Source organism: Streptomyces sp. NPDC048331 (assembly GCF_043201215.1).
In the GTDB taxonomy this organism is placed as follows: domain Bacteria; phylum Actinomycetota; class Actinomycetes; order Streptomycetales; family Streptomycetaceae; genus Streptomyces.
Map to the genome: position 1 here is coordinate 14666 of NZ_JBICYT010000020.1, position 18322 is coordinate 32987.

General features: G+C 73.1%; 17 protein-coding genes. 8 read left to right on the forward strand and 9 right to left on the reverse strand.

What is annotated here, in order from left to right; all coding sequences use genetic code 11:
* Positions 1-38: 38 nt before the first annotated feature.
* Complete coding sequence (locus ACGFYY_RS26200) at positions 39-644, forward strand: TetR/AcrR family transcriptional regulator (RefSeq protein WP_393712918.1); 606 nt, start codon at positions 39-41, stop codon at positions 642-644.
* A 45-nt stretch (positions 645-689) separates the two neighbouring features.
* Here the strand turns inward: ACGFYY_RS26200 and ACGFYY_RS26205 are convergent, their stop codons facing one another.
* The gene (locus ACGFYY_RS26205; RefSeq protein ID WP_393712920.1) at positions 690-1607 is read right to left on the reverse strand and encodes a LysR family transcriptional regulator; all 918 of its coding nucleotides are present in this window, start codon (positions 1605-1607) and stop codon (positions 690-692) included.
* A 72-nt stretch (positions 1608-1679) separates the two neighbouring features.
* On the opposite strand from ACGFYY_RS26205, the gene ACGFYY_RS26210 reads away from it, so the two are divergent.
* A complete protein-coding gene (locus tag ACGFYY_RS26210; protein ID WP_393712922.1) occupies positions 1680-3203 on the forward strand; it encodes an aminotransferase class I/II-fold pyridoxal phosphate-dependent enzyme in 1524 nt (507 codons plus the stop codon).
* Positions 3204-3288: 85 nt separating this feature from the next.
* On the opposite strand, the gene ACGFYY_RS26215 is transcribed toward ACGFYY_RS26210, so the two are convergent.
* The 3 genes from ACGFYY_RS26215 to ACGFYY_RS26225 all read right to left on the reverse strand — a co-directional run bounded on the left by ACGFYY_RS26215 (position 3289) and on the right by ACGFYY_RS26225 (position 4853).
* Positions 3289-3582 (reverse strand): SHOCT domain-containing protein, encoded by a 294-nt coding sequence (locus tag ACGFYY_RS26215; RefSeq protein WP_393713141.1) that lies wholly within the window; start codon positions 3580-3582, stop codon positions 3289-3291.
* 28 nt (positions 3583-3610) lie between these two features.
* Complete coding sequence (locus ACGFYY_RS26220) at positions 3611-4084, reverse strand: DUF6325 family protein (RefSeq protein WP_393712924.1); 474 nt, start codon at positions 4082-4084, stop codon at positions 3611-3613.
* 118 nt (positions 4085-4202) lie between these two features.
* Positions 4203-4853 carry a GAP family protein gene (locus ACGFYY_RS26225; RefSeq protein ID WP_393712926.1) on the reverse strand — a complete coding sequence of 217 codons (651 nt, stop codon included), beginning with the start codon at positions 4851-4853 and terminating at the stop codon, positions 4203-4205.
* 71 nt (positions 4854-4924) lie between these two features.
* Between ACGFYY_RS26225 and ACGFYY_RS26230 the strand changes: the two genes are divergently transcribed.
* The 3 genes from ACGFYY_RS26230 (at position 4925) to ACGFYY_RS26240 (ending at position 9188) form a co-directional block, all read left to right on the forward strand.
* Positions 4925-5926: a YhjD/YihY/BrkB family envelope integrity protein gene (locus ACGFYY_RS26230; RefSeq protein WP_393712928.1), complete on the forward strand. Its 1002-nt coding sequence runs from the start codon at positions 4925-4927 to the stop codon at positions 5924-5926.
* Between the two features lie 88 nt (positions 5927-6014).
* Entirely contained in the window at positions 6015-7454 is a 1440-nt protein-coding gene (locus ACGFYY_RS26235; RefSeq protein WP_393712930.1) for a DUF2252 domain-containing protein, read from the forward strand.
* A gap of 99 nt (positions 7455-7553) precedes the next feature.
* The gene (locus ACGFYY_RS26240; protein ID WP_393713143.1) at positions 7554-9188 is read left to right on the forward strand and encodes an MFS transporter; all 1635 of its coding nucleotides are present in this window, start codon (positions 7554-7556) and stop codon (positions 9186-9188) included.
* Here ACGFYY_RS26240 and ACGFYY_RS26245 read toward each other — a convergent pair.
* Complete coding sequence (locus tag ACGFYY_RS26245; protein WP_365265877.1) at positions 9183-10487, reverse strand: hypothetical protein; 1305 nt, start codon at positions 10485-10487, stop codon at positions 9183-9185. The genes ACGFYY_RS26240 and ACGFYY_RS26245 overlap by 6 nt on opposite strands.
* A 473-nt stretch (positions 10488-10960) precedes the next feature.
* On the opposite strand from ACGFYY_RS26245, the gene helR reads away from it, so the two are divergent.
* Positions 10961-13123: an RNA polymerase recycling motor ATPase HelR gene (gene helR, locus ACGFYY_RS26250; RefSeq protein WP_393712932.1), complete on the forward strand. Its 2163-nt coding sequence runs from the start codon at positions 10961-10963 to the stop codon at positions 13121-13123.
* On the opposite strand, the gene ACGFYY_RS26255 is transcribed toward helR, so the two are convergent.
* Positions 13110-14546: a glycosyltransferase 87 family protein gene (locus ACGFYY_RS26255; protein WP_393712934.1), complete on the reverse strand. Its 1437-nt coding sequence runs from the start codon at positions 14544-14546 to the stop codon at positions 13110-13112. The genes helR and ACGFYY_RS26255 overlap by 14 nt on opposite strands.
* Positions 14547-14659: 113 nt before the next feature.
* Here ACGFYY_RS26255 and ACGFYY_RS26260 point away from each other — a divergent pair, with 113 nt between their 5' ends.
* A complete protein-coding gene (locus tag ACGFYY_RS26260) occupies positions 14660-15802 on the forward strand; it encodes a molybdopterin-dependent oxidoreductase (RefSeq protein WP_393712936.1) in 1143 nt (380 codons plus the stop codon).
* The gene (locus tag ACGFYY_RS26265) at positions 15802-16209 is read left to right on the forward strand and encodes a hypothetical protein (protein ID WP_393712938.1); all 408 of its coding nucleotides are present in this window, start codon (positions 15802-15804) and stop codon (positions 16207-16209) included. Before ACGFYY_RS26260 ends, ACGFYY_RS26265 begins: the two co-directional genes overlap by 1 nt.
* Positions 16210-16291: 82 nt before the next feature.
* On the opposite strand, the gene ACGFYY_RS26270 is transcribed toward ACGFYY_RS26265, so the two are convergent.
* Genes ACGFYY_RS26270 through ACGFYY_RS26280 form a run of 3 tightly spaced genes read right to left on the reverse strand, consistent with a single transcriptional unit; the run spans position 16292 to position 18278 of the window.
* A complete protein-coding gene (locus tag ACGFYY_RS26270) occupies positions 16292-16948 on the reverse strand; it encodes a methyltransferase domain-containing protein (protein WP_365265867.1) in 657 nt (218 codons plus the stop codon).
* Positions 16945-17565 carry a DUF2064 domain-containing protein gene (locus ACGFYY_RS26275; protein WP_393712941.1) on the reverse strand — a complete coding sequence of 207 codons (621 nt, stop codon included), beginning with the start codon at positions 17563-17565 and terminating at the stop codon, positions 16945-16947. The genes ACGFYY_RS26270 and ACGFYY_RS26275 overlap by 4 nt, the downstream gene beginning before the upstream one ends.
* Entirely contained in the window at positions 17562-18278 is a 717-nt protein-coding gene (locus ACGFYY_RS26280; RefSeq protein ID WP_393712943.1) for a glycosyltransferase family 2 protein, read from the reverse strand. The genes ACGFYY_RS26275 and ACGFYY_RS26280 overlap by 4 nt, the downstream gene beginning before the upstream one ends.
* Positions 18279-18322: the final 44 nt, after the last annotated feature.

The window sequence follows — 18322 nt, forward strand, 5'->3', positions numbered from 1 at the left end:
CGGACCGCCGGTCCGTATCGCAAACCGGAGGGAACCCGATGACCGTCGAACGCAAGCCGCGCAAGGACGCGGTCCGCAACCGGGCCGCCGTCTTCGCCGCCGCCGACACCCTCTTCACCCGGTGCGCTAGTCCCGAGGACGTGACCATGGCCGACATCGCGACCGCTGCCGGCGTGGGCAAGGCGACGCTGTTCCGCGCCTACGGCGACCGCAACGGTCTGATCCGCGCGCTGTACCAGGCCCGACTCGAACCGATCACGGAAGCGGTCGAGCGGGGCCCGCAGCCGCTGGGCCCGACCACACCGGCGGCCGTCCGCGTGCCGGCCCTCCTCGACGCCCTCCTGTGCTTCAAGCTCGACAACCGGCACCTCGCGCTGGCCTTGGAGGGAAGCGGCGCCGACAGCCCCTACCTAACCGAGCACTACGCGTACTGGCACACGCTGCTCCGGGACCTGCTGCGGCTCGTCCCCGGTCCGGCCGACACCGACTTCACCGCTCACGCGCTGCTCGCGGCCACCCGGGCCGACCTGGTCGCGTATCTGGCCGAGACGGACGTACCCCGCGAGGAACTCCGGACCCAGCTGGCGGGCTTCACCGCCGCGGTCCTTGACGCCCGCGCGGGGCGGGGGACGGACGCCGGGTGAGTACGCGGGGCCGTACGCCGCTTCGCGGGGTCAGGCCGCGGGGTGTCAGGCGGCCGCCCAGCGGGCCGTGATCAGTGCCGCCTGCTCCCGCAGCGCCTCGATCAGTTCCTGGGCGGCGCCGGCCGAGGTGGACCGCAGGACGGCGACGCTGATCTCCCGGGCGAGCGCGGGTGTGGTGAGGGGCCGTACGACCAGGTCGGGGCGGTGCGGCCCCAGGGCGAGCCGCGGGACGAGGGCCACGCCCGTCCCCGCGGCGACGAGGCCCTGGACCACCGCGTAGTCGTCGGTCCGCATCACGTGCAGGGGCTCGTACCCCTCCTGGCCGCACGCCCATGCCAGCACGCGGTCGCAGGGGTCGTGCGGATCCGCGGCGCCCACCCACGCGGTGTCCCGCAGTTCACCGAGGGAGACCTGGTCCCGCGCCGCGCAGGGGTGGTCCTCCGGCATGACCAGGAGCAGCGGATCGGACAGCAGCGGGCGCACGTCGAAGTGCTCGTCGAGGTCGAGGTCGTCGCCCGGCTGGGAGAAGACGAGGGCGGCGTCGAGCTCCTTGGCCCGCAGCCCGCGCAGCAGCAGGGGAAGCTCGCCCTCGGTGAGCGAGATGTGAACGCCCTGCTGGTGGAGGCGCTTGACCGCGGGCGCCAGCAGCAGGGCGCCCGCGGTGGGGAACGTACCGATGTGCAGGGTGCGCATACCGCGCTCGGCGAGGTTGCGCACCTCCAACTCGGCGTGACGCAGGCGGTCGAGCACGGCCTCGGCGTGCGGCAACAGGGCTTCGCCCAGTTCGGTCAGGGTGGCGCCGCGCGGTCCGCGCTGGACGAGCCGGGCGTTGAAGTGGGCTTCCAGGGCGGCCAGATGGTGGGTGATCGTCGGCTGGCTGTAGTGCAGGGCACGGCCGGCGGCGGCGAGCGATCCCTCCCGCGCGATGGAGCGGAGTACCTGGAGCTGCCTCAGGTCGAGCATATAGACACAGTATGGAGGGGTAACGAAAAGTCCACCATTCCTCAATCGCTGGACGGCTGTCACGCTCCGGGGGTGAACACGAGAACCACCGATCGCCGCACCTCCTCCCCCGCTCCCGCCCCTCCCGACGCCGGTCAGTCGTGCGCCCCGTACGCCGAGGCGGTGCTGGGCCACGCGGGACGGGACTGGCTGAGGCTGAACGTCCCCGGCCATGCCGCGGCCCCCGCGTCGGACCTTGCCGGTCTCCTCGGCTCGCGGATCACCGCCCTGGACTTCCCGCCGCTGCTCGACGGCATCGACCTCGGCCCGGACACCCCGCTGGACAGGGCGTTGGCGTTGGCGGCCGAGGCCTGGGGCGCGCGGCGCACCTGGTTCCTGACGAACGGGGCTTCGCAGGGCAATCAGATCGCCTCGATGGTCGCCCCCACCCTCGGACGCACGCTCGTCGTGCAGCGCAGTGTGCACTCCAGCGTCATCGACGGGCTGGTGCTCTCGGGCCTGGACGCCGTCTTCGTCCAGCCGTCCGTCGACCGGGAGCAGGGCATCGCCCACGGTGTGACCGCCGCGGACGTGGCGGAGGCGCTCGAACGGACACCGGACGCGGCAGCCGTGTACGTCGTGTCGCCGAGCTACTTCGGCGCGGTCGCCGACGTACGTGCCCTCGCGGACACCGCCCACGCCGCCGGGGTACCGCTGATCGTCGACGAGGCGTGGGGATCGCACTTCGGCTTCCACCCCGCTCTTCCCGCGAACGCCCTCGCCTCGGGCGCGGACCTGGCGACGTCGAGCACGCACAAGCTGGCGGGCAGCCTGACCCAATCGGCGATGCTCCACCTGGCGGAGGGGCCCTTCGCGGACCTGCTCGAACCGCTCGTGGACCGGGCCTTCCGGCTCGTACAGTCCACCAGCGCGAGTGCGTTGTTGACCGCGTCGCTCGACCTCGCCCGAAGGAGTCTGGTCACCGACCCCGCCGCGACGGGCCGCTCGGTCGCGGCGGCGGAGCGGGTACGGGGCGCCGTCCGCGCGCTGGGCCGCTTCACGGTGGTGAGCGACGGGTTCCGCGCCTTCCCCGACATCGTCGCGGCGGATCCGTTGCGCATCGCGATCGATACGCGGGCCGGCGGGATCACCGGTCACGAGGCGCGGCGCCGGCTCTTCCGGGACCACCAGATCATGGTCGAGGTGGCGACCGACGCGGCGATCGTCGCCGTGATCGGCGCGGGGTCGGTCCCGGACACGGATCGGTTCGTCGAGGCGCTGCACACCCTGCCCTCCCCGCTCACCACCGGCTCGGCCGAGGTCGGAGTCGACCCCGCCGACTCCGACCGGCTGCGGCTGCCGGCTCCCGGTGCCACGAAGCTGACCGCGCGCGAGGCGTTCCTGAGTCCGGCCGTGGTCGTGGCCGCGGAGGACGCCGTCGGACGGATCTCCGCCGACACCCTGGCGGCGTACCCGCCGGGGATCCCCAACGTCCTGCCGGGCGAGGTGATCACCGCGGAGGCCGTCCGGTTCCTCCGGCGAACCGCGGCCGCGCCGAACGGCCATGTCCGCGGCGCACTCGACCAGGGCGTGACGCGCCTGCGCGTCGTCGCCTGAGGCCCGGGCTCGCCGGCCGCCCTGAGCCGAGCGCACCTCACCACCGCGGTCCGTACCCCTCCCGCGCAGGACGACGGGGCAGCGGTCAGCCCAGCAGTCGACGCTTCTGCTCGGCGAACTCCGCCTCGGTCAGCACGCCCTGTTCCTTGAGGGTGCTGAGCTGCTTCAGCTGCTCGATCTTGGCGGTCATGTCGTCGGCCGGCGGGGCGGCGGGCGGCGGGGGCGGCGGCGCCTGCTGCTGGGCCTGCTGGGCCTGCTGCTGTTGCGCTTCCTGCTGCGCCCATCGGCCGCCCTGGCGGCGGGACACTCGGTTCGACACCGCGGTGGCGGTGCCCGCGATGACGGCGGTGCGGGCGACCCCGCGAAGGAGTCCGGGCATGGTGCTCATCTCCAGGCTTGTGTGGGCTTCACTCTCCGGCGGGCGGGTCCTCCAGGGCGTCCAGCGACGCCAGCAGGGCCTGCACGGGAATCCGTCCGGCGGCCACGAGCTGGGCTCCGCCGCGTCGCAGGGCACGGGCGAACGGCGCCGCCCAGGTGTTCTCGTAGACGATGACCCCGGCCGAACTACCGGGGTCCAGGGCGGCGGCCGCCTCCTGGATGTCGCCGCCGTCCAGCAGGCCGGACGACGCCCCCTCGAACACGGTGAGGTCGATCTCGCCGCCGAGGTCCTGGAGCTCCAGGGCGGTCACCGTGCCGTCCTCCTCCTTGCGGATGAAGGCGAAGTCGAAGATGCGGATGATGCCCCGGTCGACGAGGTCGACGAGGATCGGGAACCCCTCGCCCGTCATACGGTTGCCCGGGAACTCGACCACGATGTAGTCGACCGGGCCGAGTTCGTCGATGTCGCCGAAATCGGCTCGCGGCTCGGTCTCGCTGCTCATGGCAGCTCCTGTCGGAGATCGGTGAGCGGGAAAGTCTTCTCATTCCAGCACGCGGCCCGCTCCCCCGCACGTCTGGCCGGTCCCGCCGACCGACCGCCCGGTCCACCGGTCTCACCGGTCAGCCGGTGAGCTCGTAGATGCTCTGCGCGGTCAGCCACAGCCCGAGCAGCAGACAGACGAACACGATGGCCTCGTCCTTGTGGCCCTCCATCCACGCACGCATCCGCAGCAGCCGGTCCTGGGCCGCCTCCGGTGCGAACACCATGTACAGCTCGGCGGCCAACAGGCCGGCGCTGGCGAGCAGGCAGAAGCCGAAGAGGGCGATGAACGTGGTCGCGTGCGAGGTGTCGGCCTCGACCACGGTCGTCGCGCCCGCCGCGACCATGCCCCACGGCTGGATCAGCACGGCCAGGCCCGCGGCGGCCCATACGGAGCCGACCTCCACGCGGGAGGGCTTCGCGGTGGCGTCCCGGGCGGCCTTCCGTTTCATGCGGCGGTAGCGGCGCGCTCCGTAGACCACCAGTCCCACCCCGATGGCCAGTTTGAGGGCGAGAGCGGCCACGCCGGGCGGGGAACGGGGTGCCGGGGGCTGGCCACCCGTCAGCGCCAGCACGATCGCGATCACCACGACGAGGTTGGCCAGCCACGCCAGGATGAAGGCGAGCCCCTTCCACACGCCCCTGGAGGAGGACACCACCAGGATGAACGCCATCAGGGGCAGCGGGTAGAGGGCGATGGCCAACGCGATGAGCATGAGGTCGAGGACCATGGCGCCCCCAATCGTGCGACGCCTACGACACTACGCACCGGTCCGGGCCCCGACATCTTTTGCCCATCGAGATGCCGCCCTCGTCCGCGTCCACCAACCTGGACCCAGACGAAGGAGGCCGCCATGACGACGAACCGGCGTCCGCCCTCCGTGCCGCACGCCGCTGCGGGCCGCTGATGTGGTCGGAGCGCAAGGCACGGTGGCGCGAGCGCTCCCGCGAGCTGGCCGCGTCCGCCAAGCGGACACAGGCGCGGGCCGAGACCCGGTTCCCCGTGATCACCCATGTCACGGAGCGCATGGTCGGCGTGAACATCTTCGACTCCGCCACCCGGTTGGCCGCCCAGTGCTTCCTGACCGCCGTGCCCCTGCTCTTCGTCGTCGCCTCGTTCGCCCCGGAGGGGGTACGGGACCAGTTGGTCGCATCCGTGCGCACGATGTTCGGGCTCACCGGCCAGGCGAGCGACCAGCTGAACGACATGTTCGACGGCTCCGGCGAGGAGGACGTCCGCAACGCCGTGGGAGCGGTCGGCGCCGTGGTCGTGCTGCTGTCGGCCACCGCGGTGAGCCGTGCCATGCAGCGGCTCTGCAAGCGTGCCTGGCAGATCCCACGGGGCGGGACGCGGGTCGCGATCTGGCGCTGGTTCGCCTGGATCCTCGCCTGGATGGTCCTGCTGACCTTCCAGGGACCGGTCCGTGACGGATTCGGACTCGGCCTGTGGCTCGGGATCCCGCTCACGCTCCTGCTCCAGACGGCGGCCTGGTGGTGGAGCCAGCACCTCCTGCTGGGCGGGATGATCCGGTGGCCCCCGCTGCTGCCCGGCGCCCTCATCACCGCCGCCGCGGTGACCGCACTGTCGCTGGGCGCGCGGGTCTACATGCCGAACGCGCTCAACCGGTCGCTCGCCACGTACGGGTCCACGGGCTCGGTGTTCGTCATCCTGTCGTGGCTGATCGTGCTGTGCGTGGCGGTCGCCATCGGTATCACCTTGGGCGCGGCCCTGGCCCAGGAGCCGTACCTGGCCCGGCGGCTGGGCAGCCCGGGGCCGGTCGGCCTGCGACGGGAGAGTCCCTGAGGGACCGTACGGGCGTCCGTGGGGCAGCGGTGCGGGGCCGGTGCCATGCTGAGAGACGGGGGCCCTGGTGGCCGGGAGGTCAACGACGATGACGAAGCGCGACACGACCGTGACCGGGACCGCGACCGCGGCGGACGACGGCCGCCGGCTCTCCGCCGAGGACCGGGCCGTGAAAGGCCGGGCCGCCCGGGCGGCCACTCCGAGATCCGCCCACGGTGACTTCGAGCCGTCGTCCCACCGGGCGGATCCGATGGACGTCATCGAGCGGCAGTCCGCCACCCGGCTGCAGGAGCTGGTGCCCATCCGCTACGGCCGGATGGCCGAGTCCCCGTTCCGGTTCTACCGCGGGGCCGCCGCGATCATGGCCGGTGACCTGGCCGGCACCCCCGACTCGGGTATCCGGGCCCAGCTGTGCGGCGACGCGCACATGCTGAACTTCCGGCTGCTCGGCTCCCCGGAACGGAACCTGCTGTTCGATATCAACGACTTCGACGAGACGCTGCCCGGGCCCTGGGAGTGGGACGTCAAGCGGCTGGCGACGAGCCTGGTCATCGCCGGGCGCGAGAACGGCTTCTCCGACCGCGAGCGGGCGGAGATCGTGGCGTCGGGGGTCCGCGGCTACCGCGAGCAGATGCGCGCGTTCGCCCGGATGCGCACCCTCGACGTCTGGTACGCGAGGGTGGACGAGGCGCAGCTCCAGGCGGTGGCGGAGGGTGCGCTCCACACCCGGGGCCGCAAGAACGTGTCCGAGGCACTGAGCAAGGCGCGCGGGCGCGACAGCCTGCAGGCGTTCGAGAAGCTCACCGAGGTGGTCGACGGGCAGCGGCGTTTCGCCGCCGTACCACAGCTGATCACACCGGCTTCCGACCTGCTGGCGAGTGGGGATCGGCAGGCGCTCGAGGACCAGATCCGGGAGGTCGTCGGACGGTACGGGGACAGCCTCCAGACGGACCGCAAGCACCTGCTGCACCAGTACTCCATCGTCGACATGGCCCGCAAGGTGGTGGGCGTCGGCAGTGTCGGCACGCGGTGCTGGATCGTCCTGCTGCTGGGCCGCGACGGTGAGGACCCGCTGATCCTGCAGGCGAAGGAGGCCGGGGACTCGGTACTCGCCGCGTACGTGGGGCCCAGCGAGTACGCCACCGGGGGCGAGCGGGTCGTGGCCGGGCAGCGGCTGATGCAGGCGGCGAGCGACATCTTCCTCGGCTGGCAGCAGACGCACGGGCTCGACGGCCTCGAACGGGACTTCTACGTACGTCAGCTGCGCGACTGGAAGGGCATCGCGGAGCCCGCCCGGATGGTGCCGCGCGGGATGCGGGTCTTCGCGAGCCTGTGCGGTGTGACCCTGGCGCGGGCGCACGCCCGGTCGGGCGACCGGATCGCCATCGCGGCGTACCTGGGCCGTAGCGATGTCTTCGACCAGGCACTGGTGCGGTTCGCGGAGAGCTACGCCGACCTGAACGAGCGCGACCACCAGCGCCTGGTGGACGCCATCGCCTCCGGCCGGGTGACCGCCGTCTCGGCCTGACCCGGATCGGGCCGCCGCTTCGGCCAGTCGGCTGAACCGGCGGGCGAGGTGCCCGGCGGCCTCCCACGACCGTGGCACGCTGCGCGCATGACAGCGGCGATGGCGGGCCCGGCCGGCACGGCGGGAAATGCGGGGAACACGAGGCTCATCCTGATGACGCTCGCTGCCGGGCAGTTCCTGATGGCCCTGGACAGCTCGGTGATGAACGTCTCGATCGCCACGGTGGCGGAGGACATCGGCACCACGGTGAGCGGTATGCAGGGCGCCATCACGGCGTACACGCTGGTGATGGCGATGCTCATGATCAGCGGAGGCAAGGTCGGCGCGCTCATCGGCCGCAAACGGGCGTTCATGATCGGCTGCGTGATCTACGGGCTCGGGTCCCTCACGACCTCGCTCGCCCCGAACCTGACGCTCCTGCTGCTGGGCTGGTCGTTCTTGGAGGGTGTGGGAGCGGCGCTGATCATGCCGGCGATCGTGGCGCTCGTCGCCTCGAACTTCGACAAGGCGCAGCGGCCCGCCGCCTACGGCCTGGTCGCGGCGGCGGCAGCGGTGGCGATCGCGGTCGGACCGCTCATCGGCGGCTTCGCGACCACCTTCTTCTCCTGGCGCTGGGTGTTCGCCGGGGAGGTCGTGATGGTCCTCGTCATCCTGCTGCTGGGCCGGCGGATCGCCGACGCGCCCCCGGAGCACCGGCCGCGGATCGACGTGCTCGGCGCGATCCTGTCCGCCGCGGGCATCGGGCTGTTCGTGTTCGGCATCCTGAGGACGAGCGAATGGGGCTGGTTCCGGCCCAAGGCCGGCGGCCCCTCGTGGTTCGGCGTCTCGCCCGTCGTCTGGCTGGTGCTGGCCGGGCTGATGCTGGTGTGGCTGTTCTTCCGCTGGGAGGCGCGCCTGGTGGCGCGCGGCGCCGAACCGCTGGTCGACCCGGAACTGTTGAAGAACCGGCAGCTCTCCGGCGGCCTGACGATGTTCCTCTTCCAGTACCTCGTGCAGATGGGCGTGTTCTTCGTCGTCCCGCTCTACCTGTCGGTGGCGCTCGGCCTGTCCGCCCTCCATACGGGCGCGCTGATCCTGCCGCTCTCCATCACGCTGCTCGCTGCCGCGATCGGGGTCCCCAAGTTCCTCCCGAACGCCTCGCCCCGGCGCGTCGTGCGGTCGGGGATCCTGGCGATGTTCTCCGGCGCCGTCATCCTGATGGCCGCCCTGACCCCGGATTCCGGCGCGGAGGTCGTCACCGTACCCATGCTGCTCATCGGGCTCGGGATCGGGTTGCTCGCCTCCCAGCTCGGGGCCGTCACCGTGTCGGCCGTGCCGGACGAGAAGAGCGCCGACGTCGGCGGCGTCCAGAACACCGTCACCAACCTCGGCGCCTCGATCGGCACGGCCCTCGCCGGGTCGATCATGATCGCCGTGCTGACCGCTTCGTTCCTCAGCACCATCGACCAGAACCCGGCGATCCCGGCCGACGTGAAGACCCGTGCGCACACCGCCCTCGCCGGCAGTGCCCCTTTCCTGTCGGACGAGCAGCTCGGCGAGGCCCTGGAAGCGGCGGGCACGGACCCGGTGGTGGCCCAGGCCGCACTCGACGCGAACGAGGAGGCACGGATCGAGGGGCTGCGGGCCGCGCTCGCCCTCCTGGCTCTGGCGGCCCTGCTCGCCCTCTTCTTCACCCAGCGCATCCCGGCGGCCCAACCCACCGCGGCACGGGGCCCGGCCGACGCCCCGTCATGACGGGTGCGGACTCGGGGTCGTCCCCTCGACGGGCGCGGTCGTGTCCTCGGCCAGGAAGTCCGTGACCGCGAGGGCGAAGAGCAGGGCGAGGGCGAGGCCCACGACCACCCAGCCGGTCGGGTAGGACCACAGGATGTAGACGATGACGGCGATCGCGACCAGGCCCCAGGTGAACCAGGCGCGGTGGCGCCGGATGAACGGGCCGACGGGGCCGGTGCGCAGGCCCAGTCGGTCGGCCGTGGCGCGGGTGGCGACGATCCCGGAGTGCCAGATCTGGCGCGCGGCGGTGGCGTACTTGCCCGGGCCGGACAGCCAGGCGGCGAGGGCGATCACGATGCCGAGCACCACGACCATGCGGATCGTCGTGCGCAGGAGCCGGATCATCGCGTCGTAGACGGAGCCGGCCGCGGCCTGGGAGACGGTGTCCGGGAGCGCGTTGAGGTAGACGGTACGGAAGACGGTCAGGCCGAGGCCGAGGACGGCGACGGAGAACGCCACCGCGAGGGCCGCGGTGACCAGGACGCGGCGCCGGTGGGCGGAGAGCAGGACGCCCGCGGCGACCAGCAGGATGGCGATGATCGGCAGCCAGAGGCCGAGGATCTGGAGCAGCCGGAAGCCCGTCTTGACCCGGCCGATGTCGTTGGACTGCACGACGGTGAAGTCGGTGTGGATCTCGGGGATCTTGGCCGCGACGCCCATCCCGGCGTCCACGAGCCGTGTCTTCACCTGTTCGATCACCGGCGCGAGGTCGATGGTCACCGCGTCGTTCTTGATCTCGACGGCGCCGTCGCCGCTGCCGGTCAGGGCTTTGACGAGGGAGGTGTGGATGGTGCGGTTGGCGTTGGTCCAGATCGTCTCGAACTGGGGTGACGCGATGACGTCCTGTGCCTTCTCCTTGACGAAGCTGCCGACCGCGCTCTCCAGTGAGCCGCCGAGCTTGCCCAGGGCCTTCTGGAGCAGCGGCCGTTGCTCGGGGGCCGCGTCCTCCAGCAGGGTTTCGAGGTCGAGGTGCTCCATCAGGGCGGCGGTGACGCGGTTCGCGGCGGCGGCCTGGACGTCGGGGTCGGAGGCCAGGGGGGCGACCGTGGAGACGTAGCGGTCCGTGTTCCCCACGATGCCGGAGGTCCAGGACGCGACGACGCCGAGCGGGGCCAGTACGCAGCCGATGATGATCAGCAGTGCGGACAGCAGCGACTTCATCCGGTGCTTCGGCGGAGGTCGGCGCGCGGCCTCCGCTTCCAGGGTGGCGACCCTGGCCCGCAGTTCCGCGAGTTCGCCCGCGCTCTCGTCACCCTGCATGGCTGACCTCCTACGGGTCGGGAGCCGTGGATCCCTCGGGACCCGTTGGATGACGCTGAAGCTGCGCCGGGGCAGGCTGTGGCGGCTCTCCTTGCCCCCACAGCCTGCCCCGGCCGGCCGGGGCAGGCATCCGCAGTGCGGCCGTACGGATGAACGCGCGGGAGGGCACCGGTTTCACCGGAGGGGGCGGCCGGGGTCGGCGCGTTGCGCGCTGCCACTCGGCGGGGAGGACATCGTCCGTACGGAGCGGACGATCAAGGGACGAGGAGGAGTACCCACTCCTTTCCACTCTCAAGTTATAACGCACAGGGGGGCTTGCGGCAAGGCCCCACTCATCCCGCAGAATCGCTCCTCGGAGCCAGGACCTGCGGAAACGGGAGATCCCCATAGTGCGTGTGCTGTTGTCGGTCGATGGGTCGGTCGATGGGTCGTTCGATGAGTTCGCGGGGACCGCCGCGGAGAGGAGCCCTGATATGAACTCGCCGGCCACCAGTGCGTTCGATCTCCCCGTCCGTCTGGCCCCCAAGGCCGACCCGGCACTGATCGGCGCGGACGAGAGGCACTTCGCGGCCGTCGCGGAGAGCCTGGAGCGGACGATCGCCGAGGTGTCCGACCGGCTGGAGGCCCTGCGCAGGGCTCCCGGCGGTCTGGGCCGCGAGGCGATGGACCGGGACGTGGAGATCCACCGGCTGACAGGTCGTCTGCGGGCCCTGCGGCGCTTCGGGTTGGACCTGTGCCTCGGCCGGATGGTCGGCGAGGACGATCCCGAGCCCGTGTACGTCGGGCGGCTCGGTCTCACCGACGACGCCGGCAACCGGCTGCTGATCGACTGGCGTTCGCCCGCGGCCGAGCCGTTCTTCGCCGCGACCCACGCCGACCCGATGGGCCTGGCGAGCCGCCGCAGGTACCGCTGGACCCGCGGCCGGATCGGTGACTACTGGGACGAGGTGTTCGTCGCCGACGCCCTCGAAGGGCACGCCGCGCTCGACGACCAGTCCGCCTTCATCGCCGGGCTGGGCGGCAGCCGCTCGCCGCGGATGCGTGACGTCCTCGCCACCATCCAGTCCGACCAGGACGCCGTCATCCGCGCGGGTTCGCGGGGCGCTCTGGTCGTCGACGGCGGTCCGGGCACGGGCAAGACCGTCGTGGCCCTGCACCGCACCGCCCACCTCCTCTACTCCGACCCCCGCCTCGGTCATCGTCGGGGCGGCGTGCTGTTCGTCGGCCCGCACCAGCCCTACCTGGCGTATGTCGCCGATGTCCTGCCCAGCCTCGGGGAGGAGGGCGTGCAGACCTGCACCGTGCGGGACCTCGTCGCCGAGGGCGCGGCGGCCGCGCCCGAGGCCGACCCGCGGGTGGCGCTCCTGAAGTCGTCCGCGGACATGGTGAAGGCGATCGAGCGGGCCGTCAGGATCTACGAGGAGCCGCCCACCCAGGGCATGACGGTCACGACGCCCTGGTCGGACGTCCGGCTGAGCCCGGACGACTGGGCCGAGGCGTTCGAGGCGGCCGCCGGTACTCCGCACAACGAGGCGCGCGAGCTGATCCGGGAGGAGTTGGTGACGATCCTGCTCGACAAGCTCGACGACGAGGACCTCTCGCCGGACCTGCTGCGCCGAGCGCTGCGGTACGACGAGGAGCTGATCGGGACGCTCGACCGCGCGTGGCCGACGATCGACGCGGCCGATCTGGTCGGGGACCTGTGGTCGGTGCCGTCCTATCTGCGGATGTGCGCTCCGTGGCTCGGTCGGGAGGAGGTCGCGGCGTTGCAGCGCGCGGACGCCCAGGCCTGGACGGTGTCCGACCTGCCGCTCCTGGACGCGGCTCGGCAGCGGCTCGGCGACCCGGAGTCGGCACGGCGGCTGCGGCGGCGCGGCGCCGCGATGGCGGCCGAACGCGAGCGCATGGCCGGGGTCATCGACGACCTGCTGGCGGCCGACGACGACGGTGAGGGCGCGGTGACGATGCTGCGCGGCAAGGACCTGCAGGACAGCCTGATCGACGAGGGCGCGTTGCCCGCGGCGGACCCGGACCTGCTCGCCGGGCCGTTCGCGCACATCGTCGTGGACGAGGCCCAGGAACTGACCGACGCGGAGTGGCAGATGCTGCTGCTGCGTTGCCCGTCCCGCAGCTTCACCATCGTCGGGGACCGTGCCCAGTCCCGGCAGGGTTTCACGGAATCATGGCGGGAGCGGTTGGAGCGGGTCGGCTTCGACCGGATCGACGTGGCCTCCCTGAGCATCAACTACCGGACGCCCGAGGAGGTCATGGGGGTGGCGGAGCCGGCCATCCGGGAGGCGCTCCCGGACGCCAATGTGCCGACCTCCGTCCGTAGCAGCGGCATTCCCGTCGTGGACGGTTCCGTCACGGATCTGGACGCGGTCCTCGACGGCTGGTTGGAGGCTCATGCCGACGGGGTCGCCTGCGTCATCGGCGCCGAGGATCTCGGGGTCGGCGACTTCCGGGAGAGCTCCCGGGTCCGGTCGCTGACCCCGGGGCTGTCGAAGGGGCTGGAGTTCGACCTCGTGGTGCTCGTCGACCCGCAGGACTTCGGCACGGGGATCGAAGGGGCGGTCGACCGCTACGTCGCGATGACCCGCGCGACGCAGCGGCTCGTGGTCCTCACGAGTTCATGACCCGGTCGCCGGCCACGGCCGGCTCCCCCGGTTCGCCGGGCCCGCGCCACCGACGGACCGCCCCGACCGCCACGACCACCAGGACCGCCGCACCGTACGCGCTCACGCTCAGCGCCGGCCGGTGGCCGAGGACGGGTGCGAGGAGGTAGACCGCCGCGCCCGCGAGGGCGATGCCGAGCCATTCCCAGCGGCCGTCCAGTGCCACGAGGGCGATCAGCAGCAGGGCGTACCAGGAGTAGCCGGGCGTGAGGAGCACGAAGGCCCACCCGGTGACCAGCAGGGCGCCGCTCCAGGGCCGTTCGGGGTCGCCGCGCCACATCACGTACAGGGACACGGCCACCATGGCCGCGAGGAGCACCGGGAACGCCCAGGTGTCGGGCAGGACGAGGCGGAGCAGGGCGTAGCGGGAGCCGGCCGAGGGGTCGTCGTAGCCCTCCTCGTCCACGTAGCCGCCGAGGTAGCCGAGGACGGAGCCGTGCGAGAGGAGGACGTAGGGCAGGTAGGCGAGCAGCGTGAAGGCGGCGGCGGGGACCAGGACGGCGGCCGCGTCACGGATCCGGCGCACCCCGGACAGCGCCCCGGGCAGGACGACGGCGGGCATCAGCTTGGTGGCGACGGCGGCGCCGAGGACCAGGCCCCCCGCCGCCCGGCGGCGCGACCCGCGCTCCGCGACGAGTCCGAGGCCGATCACGGTGAGCAGTACGCCGAGGACGTCCACGTGGGCGTTGTTCACGGCTTCGATCGGTACGGCGGGACACCAGGCCCAGTACGCGGCCCGGCGCGGGTCCCGGCCCCGGCGTCGCAGGATCAGCAGCAGCACGCCCGTCACGCCGAGGGAGAGGAGGCCGGCGCCGATCTGGAGCGGCTTGTGGCGGGCTCCGTGCGGGGACAGCCGGTCGACCGCCAGGAAGTACGCCTCGGCGACGGGCGGGTAGATCGTGTGCACGGCGGGCCGGTTGATGCGGGTGCAGTGCGGGACGGGGCCGCCGCCGGGGATCGGGGCGCGGTCCGGGCCCGCGCAGGCGGCACCCGTGGGGAAGAGCCAGGGGTCGCGCAGCCGGGCCGGTCCCGGATCCTGCGGGGCGTGGTCGTACGGGGAGATGCCGGCCGACTGGACCCGCCCGTCCCAGGCGTAGCGGTAGGAGTCGGTACTGGTACGGGGCGGCGCCACCAGCCCGGTCAGGGCGACGGCGAGCGCCCCCGCCAGGAGCAGCGGCACGACGTGGGCGGCCGGGACCTTGCGCAGGGCGAGCAGCGCGAGGGCGAACAGCGCCCAGCAGGCCGCGTACCGGAGGAACAGCCCCGCGCCGTCGGTGAAGTAGCCGTCGTGGCGGACGGTCAGGACGAGGACGGAGGTCAGGGCGAGGACGGCGGTCAGGGCGAGGAGGGTCGCCGGCGCGGTCGGGACGGTACGCGTTGTCACCTGCGCAGCGTTCCAGCAAGGGGCCCGGAAGTGGCGTCCGCCGACCCGCATGTCCGCATTCCGTAAGGTGTTCCACCCGCCCATCGGGGCGTCGGCGGGGGTGTCATGGGCTCATGCCCCTCACTTTGCCCCCAGGCCCGCCGATCGCCTTCACGGCGCGGCTGCACGACGCCCGTACCGCGACGGTGATCGGCCGCCTGCTCGGGCTCGCCGTCGTCGTCTGCTTCGCCACGGGTGTGCTCAGCCACTACCTCCAGCACCCGCCGCTCTGGCTCGCCGACCGCCTGCCGAGTCGCCCCTCCTCGGGCTACCGGCTCACCCAGGGGCTGCACGTGGCCTCCGGCACGGCCGCGATCCCGCTGCTGGCGGCCAAGTTGTGGTCGGTCTACCCGCGGCTCTTCGCGTGGCCGCCGGTACGGTCCGTGCTCCACGCGCTGGAGCGGCTCTCGGTGGCCGTGCTCGTCGCCGCCGCGGTCTTCGAGCTGTTCACCGGGCTGCTGAACACCTTCCAGTGGTACCCCTGGCCGTTCTCCTTCGTGCCCGTGCACCACGCCGTCGGCTGGGTCCTGCTGGGTGCTCTGCTGCTGCACGTCGCCGTGCAATGGCCCCGGATCCGCGACCACTTCACCCGCCGCTCCCCCGGCACCCTGGCCCTGCCCGAGGCCGACGGTCCGGACCGGCGGCAGCTGCTGGCGGCGGTCGCGGCGGGGGTCGGCGCGGTCACGCTGACCACGGTCGGGCAATCCGTCACCGCGCTCGGCCCGCTGGAGCTGTTCGGTCCACGCAGCCCGGCGCACGGACCGCAGGGGCTGCCGGTGAACCGTACGGCCGCCGCGGCGGGCGTCACGGCGGCCTCGCTCGACGGCTGGCGGCTGACCCTGGACGGGCCTCGCCCGGCCGCCCTCACCCTGGAGGAGCTGCGCGCGCTCCCGCAGCACGAGGTGACCCTGCCCCTCGCCTGTGTGGAGGGTTGGAGCAAGTCCGCGAGGTGGACGGGCGTACGGGTACGGGACCTTCTGGAGCTGGCCGGTGGGGGCGCGGACGCGCGCTGCCGGGTGGTGTCGCTGGAAGCGGTGGGCGCGTACCGGGTGATGGAGATGGGCCGCCTGTACGCGCAGGACCCGCTCACCCTGCTGGCGCTCCGCCTGAACGGTGAGGTGCTGTCCCTGGACCACGGCTACCCGGCGCGGATCATCGCCCCGAACCGGCCGGGCGTGCTGCAGACCAAGTGGGTCGCCCGACTGGAGGTGGCGTGATGGTCTTCCGGTACGCGGTCGGCGGCTTCGGCGTGGTCGTGCTGGCCTTCGGCGGCCTCCTGCTGGTGCGGGAGCCCGAGCTGTGGCGGATCGCTGTGTGGTCGGCGGCCGGAGTGCTGGTGCACGACGGGCTGATCGCCCCGTTGATCATCGGGGTCGGGGCGCTGTGCGCGGCGGCGGGCCCGAGGCTGCGCGGGGTCCCGCGCGCCGCGCTCGTCGTCGCGGGTTCCCTGACGTTGATCGCCCTGCCGCCGCTGCTGCGTCCCGGTGGCGTGGCGAACGCGTCGGTGCTGCCGTTGGACTATCCGCGGAACTGGCTGCTGGCGATGGCCGTGATCGGCGTACTCACGGCCGGGTACGTGGGAGCGTGCGCGTGGGGGCGCCGGCGGGCGGCCCGCCGGCGCTGAGGAGGGCGACGCCGAAAGGGGGGTCGACGCCGGTGCGGCGTCGACCCCCCTTCGTGCTGCCTGCCGCTTGTTCCTGCCCCGGTCAGCGCCGCAGGCCCACGAAGCCGCGGCCCGCGGCGTGCCAGGTCACGGACCGGGTCCAGCCGGCCTCCGTGGCCTCGGCGCACAGGGCGCGGGCGCCGAGCCGGGCCCACCGGAAGGGCGCCCCGCGGCCGCCGCGGCCGTCGTCGACGTGTACCTCCACGCGTTCGTCCACGTCGGCGGTGGTCACCTCGACCAACAAGGAGCCGTCCGGGGCGGCGAGTTCGGCCGCTCGGTGGAGCAGCGCGGCCGGGTCACCGCCGATGCCGATGTTGCCGTCGATGAGCAGGACCGTGCCCCAACGGCCCTCGCCGGGCAGCGGATCGAAGACCGACCGGCACAACGCGCTGCCGCCGGCCCGGGTCGTACGGGCCACCGCCTCGGGGGTGACGTCCACCCCGAGCGCACGGTGCCCGCGCGCGGCCAGGGTGGCGACGAGGCGCCCGGGGCCGCAGCCGATGTCCAGGACGGGCCCCGTGCAGCGCGCGAGGACGCCCTCGTCCGCCTCGTCCGGTTCGGCGCACCACCGCTCGACGTCCAGCGGGAGCAGCCAGCCGTCCGAGCGCCGCAGGTAGAGGGGGCCCTGACCGGCGCGCAGCGCGTCGGCGTAGGGGTCGGCCCGCCAGGCGAGGGCGGGTTCGGCGAGTTGGGCGGTCATCGTGTCACCATGCGCAGGTCGCGGTGGAGGGCGGCGAAGCGGGTGGCGGGTACGGCGGCGGCGACCCGCGCCGCGTCGGCCGGGGTGTCCACGTCGCACAGCTCCGGCAGGTCCCGTACCGTCCGTCCGGAGGCGGTCAGCCGGGCACGCTGCGCCTCGCCCGTGGTCGGCCGGGACATGGGTACGCCGAGGAGCAGGGCCGGGTCCGGTTCGGCCAGGCCCAGCGCCCAGAAGCCGCCGTCGTCGGCGGGGCCGTACCAGGCGTCCGTCTCGCCGAAGTCGAGGCCGCGCGCGAGCAGGTCCGGGGTGACCTGCGGGGTGTCCATGCCGATGAGCAGGGCCGGTCCCTCGGCCCGGGCGAAGGCCGCGGCCAGCCGGGCGTCGAGCCCGCCGGCGCACTGCGGGACGACCTCGATGCCGTGGGGCAACCAGGGCCCGGGCGCTCCGTCGAGTACGAGGACGCGTCGCCGGGCCGGGGTGGCCAGGACGGCGGCCAGGGTGTCCTGGAGCGCGGCCCGCGCCAGCTCGGCGGCCTGCTCGGGGGTGAACCGCGGGGTGAGGCGGGTCTTGACCCGGCCGGCGACAGGCGCCTTGGCGATGACGAGGAGAGTGCTCACGCGGAGATCCCTTCGGTGGGAGCGGACCGGGGGCCCGGCGGCTCGGCGAGCACCCCGCGCATGTCCCGTACCGCCTGCCAGGTGCCCCGCCAGGTGCCGGTGACCTTGGACTTCCCGGATCGGGGCAGGTAGGGGACGTCGGTCTCGGCGACGCGCCAGCCGGCGTCGGCGGCCCGGACGACCATCTGGAGCGGGTAGCCGCTGCGCCGGTCGGTCAGGTCCAGCCCGAGCAGCGCCTCGCGGCGTGCGACCCGCATCGGTCCGAGGTCGTGCAGTCGCAGTCCGGTACGGCGGCGCAGCAGCCGGGCGAGCGCGAAGTTCCCGGCGCGGGCGTGCACGGGCCAGGCGCCGCGCCCCTGGGGTCGGCGGCGGCCGAGCAGCAGGTCGGCCTCGCCGGCGGCGACGCGCACCGCCATGGCGGCGAGCCGCCCGGGGTCCATGGAGGCGTCGCAGTCGCAGAAGCAGACCAGGTCGGCACGGGCCGCGAGGAGCCCGGCGTGGCAGGCCGCGCCGAAACCGCGCCGGCTCTCGTGCACCACGGTGGCGCCCAGGCTCCGGGCGATCTCCGCCGAGCCGTCGGTCGAACCGTTGTCGACGACGATGGCGCGCCATCCGGCCGGCACCCGTGCCAGCACCCAGGGAAGCGCCTGCGCCTCGTCGAGGCACGGCAGTACGAGGTCCGCGCGGGGCGGAGCACAAGCTGATGAAGTCACCCTCCACACCGTAGGAACCGGAACCGGGGAAAAGGGCTTCGCAG

Bases quoted from the DNA above. Each gene is read 5' to 3' on its own strand.
- ACGFYY_RS26200 (WP_393712918.1), top strand. From the start codon at position 39: ATGACCGTCGAACGCAAGCCGCGCAAGGACGCGGTCCGCAACCGGGCC.
- ACGFYY_RS26205 (WP_393712920.1), bottom strand. From the start codon at position 1,607: ATGCTCGACCTGAGGCAGCTCCAGGTACTCCGCTCCATCGCGCGGGAG.
- ACGFYY_RS26215 (WP_393713141.1), bottom strand. From the start codon at position 3,582: ATGCCCGGACTCCTTCGCGGGGTCGCCCGCACCGCCGTCATCGCGGGC.
- ACGFYY_RS26220 (WP_393712924.1), bottom strand. From the start codon at position 4,084: ATGAGCAGCGAGACCGAGCCGCGAGCCGATTTCGGCGACATCGACGAA.
- ACGFYY_RS26225 (WP_393712926.1), bottom strand. From the start codon at position 4,853: ATGGTCCTCGACCTCATGCTCATCGCGTTGGCCATCGCCCTCTACCCG.
- ACGFYY_RS26230 (WP_393712928.1), top strand. From the start codon at position 4,925: ATGCCGCCCTCGTCCGCGTCCACCAACCTGGACCCAGACGAAGGAGGC.
- ACGFYY_RS26235 (WP_393712930.1), top strand. From the start codon at position 6,015: ATGACGAAGCGCGACACGACCGTGACCGGGACCGCGACCGCGGCGGAC.
- ACGFYY_RS26240 (WP_393713143.1), top strand. From the start codon at position 7,554: ATGGCGGGCCCGGCCGGCACGGCGGGAAATGCGGGGAACACGAGGCTC.
- ACGFYY_RS26245 (WP_365265877.1), bottom strand. From the start codon at position 10,487: ATGCAGGGTGACGAGAGCGCGGGCGAACTCGCGGAACTGCGGGCCAGG.
- helR (WP_393712932.1), top strand. From the start codon at position 10,961: ATGAACTCGCCGGCCACCAGTGCGTTCGATCTCCCCGTCCGTCTGGCC.
- ACGFYY_RS26260 (WP_393712936.1), top strand. From the start codon at position 14,660: ATGCCCCTCACTTTGCCCCCAGGCCCGCCGATCGCCTTCACGGCGCGG.
- ACGFYY_RS26265 (WP_393712938.1), top strand. From the start codon at position 15,802: ATGGTCTTCCGGTACGCGGTCGGCGGCTTCGGCGTGGTCGTGCTGGCC.
- ACGFYY_RS26270 (WP_365265867.1), bottom strand. From the start codon at position 16,948: ATGACCGCCCAACTCGCCGAACCCGCCCTCGCCTGGCGGGCCGACCCC.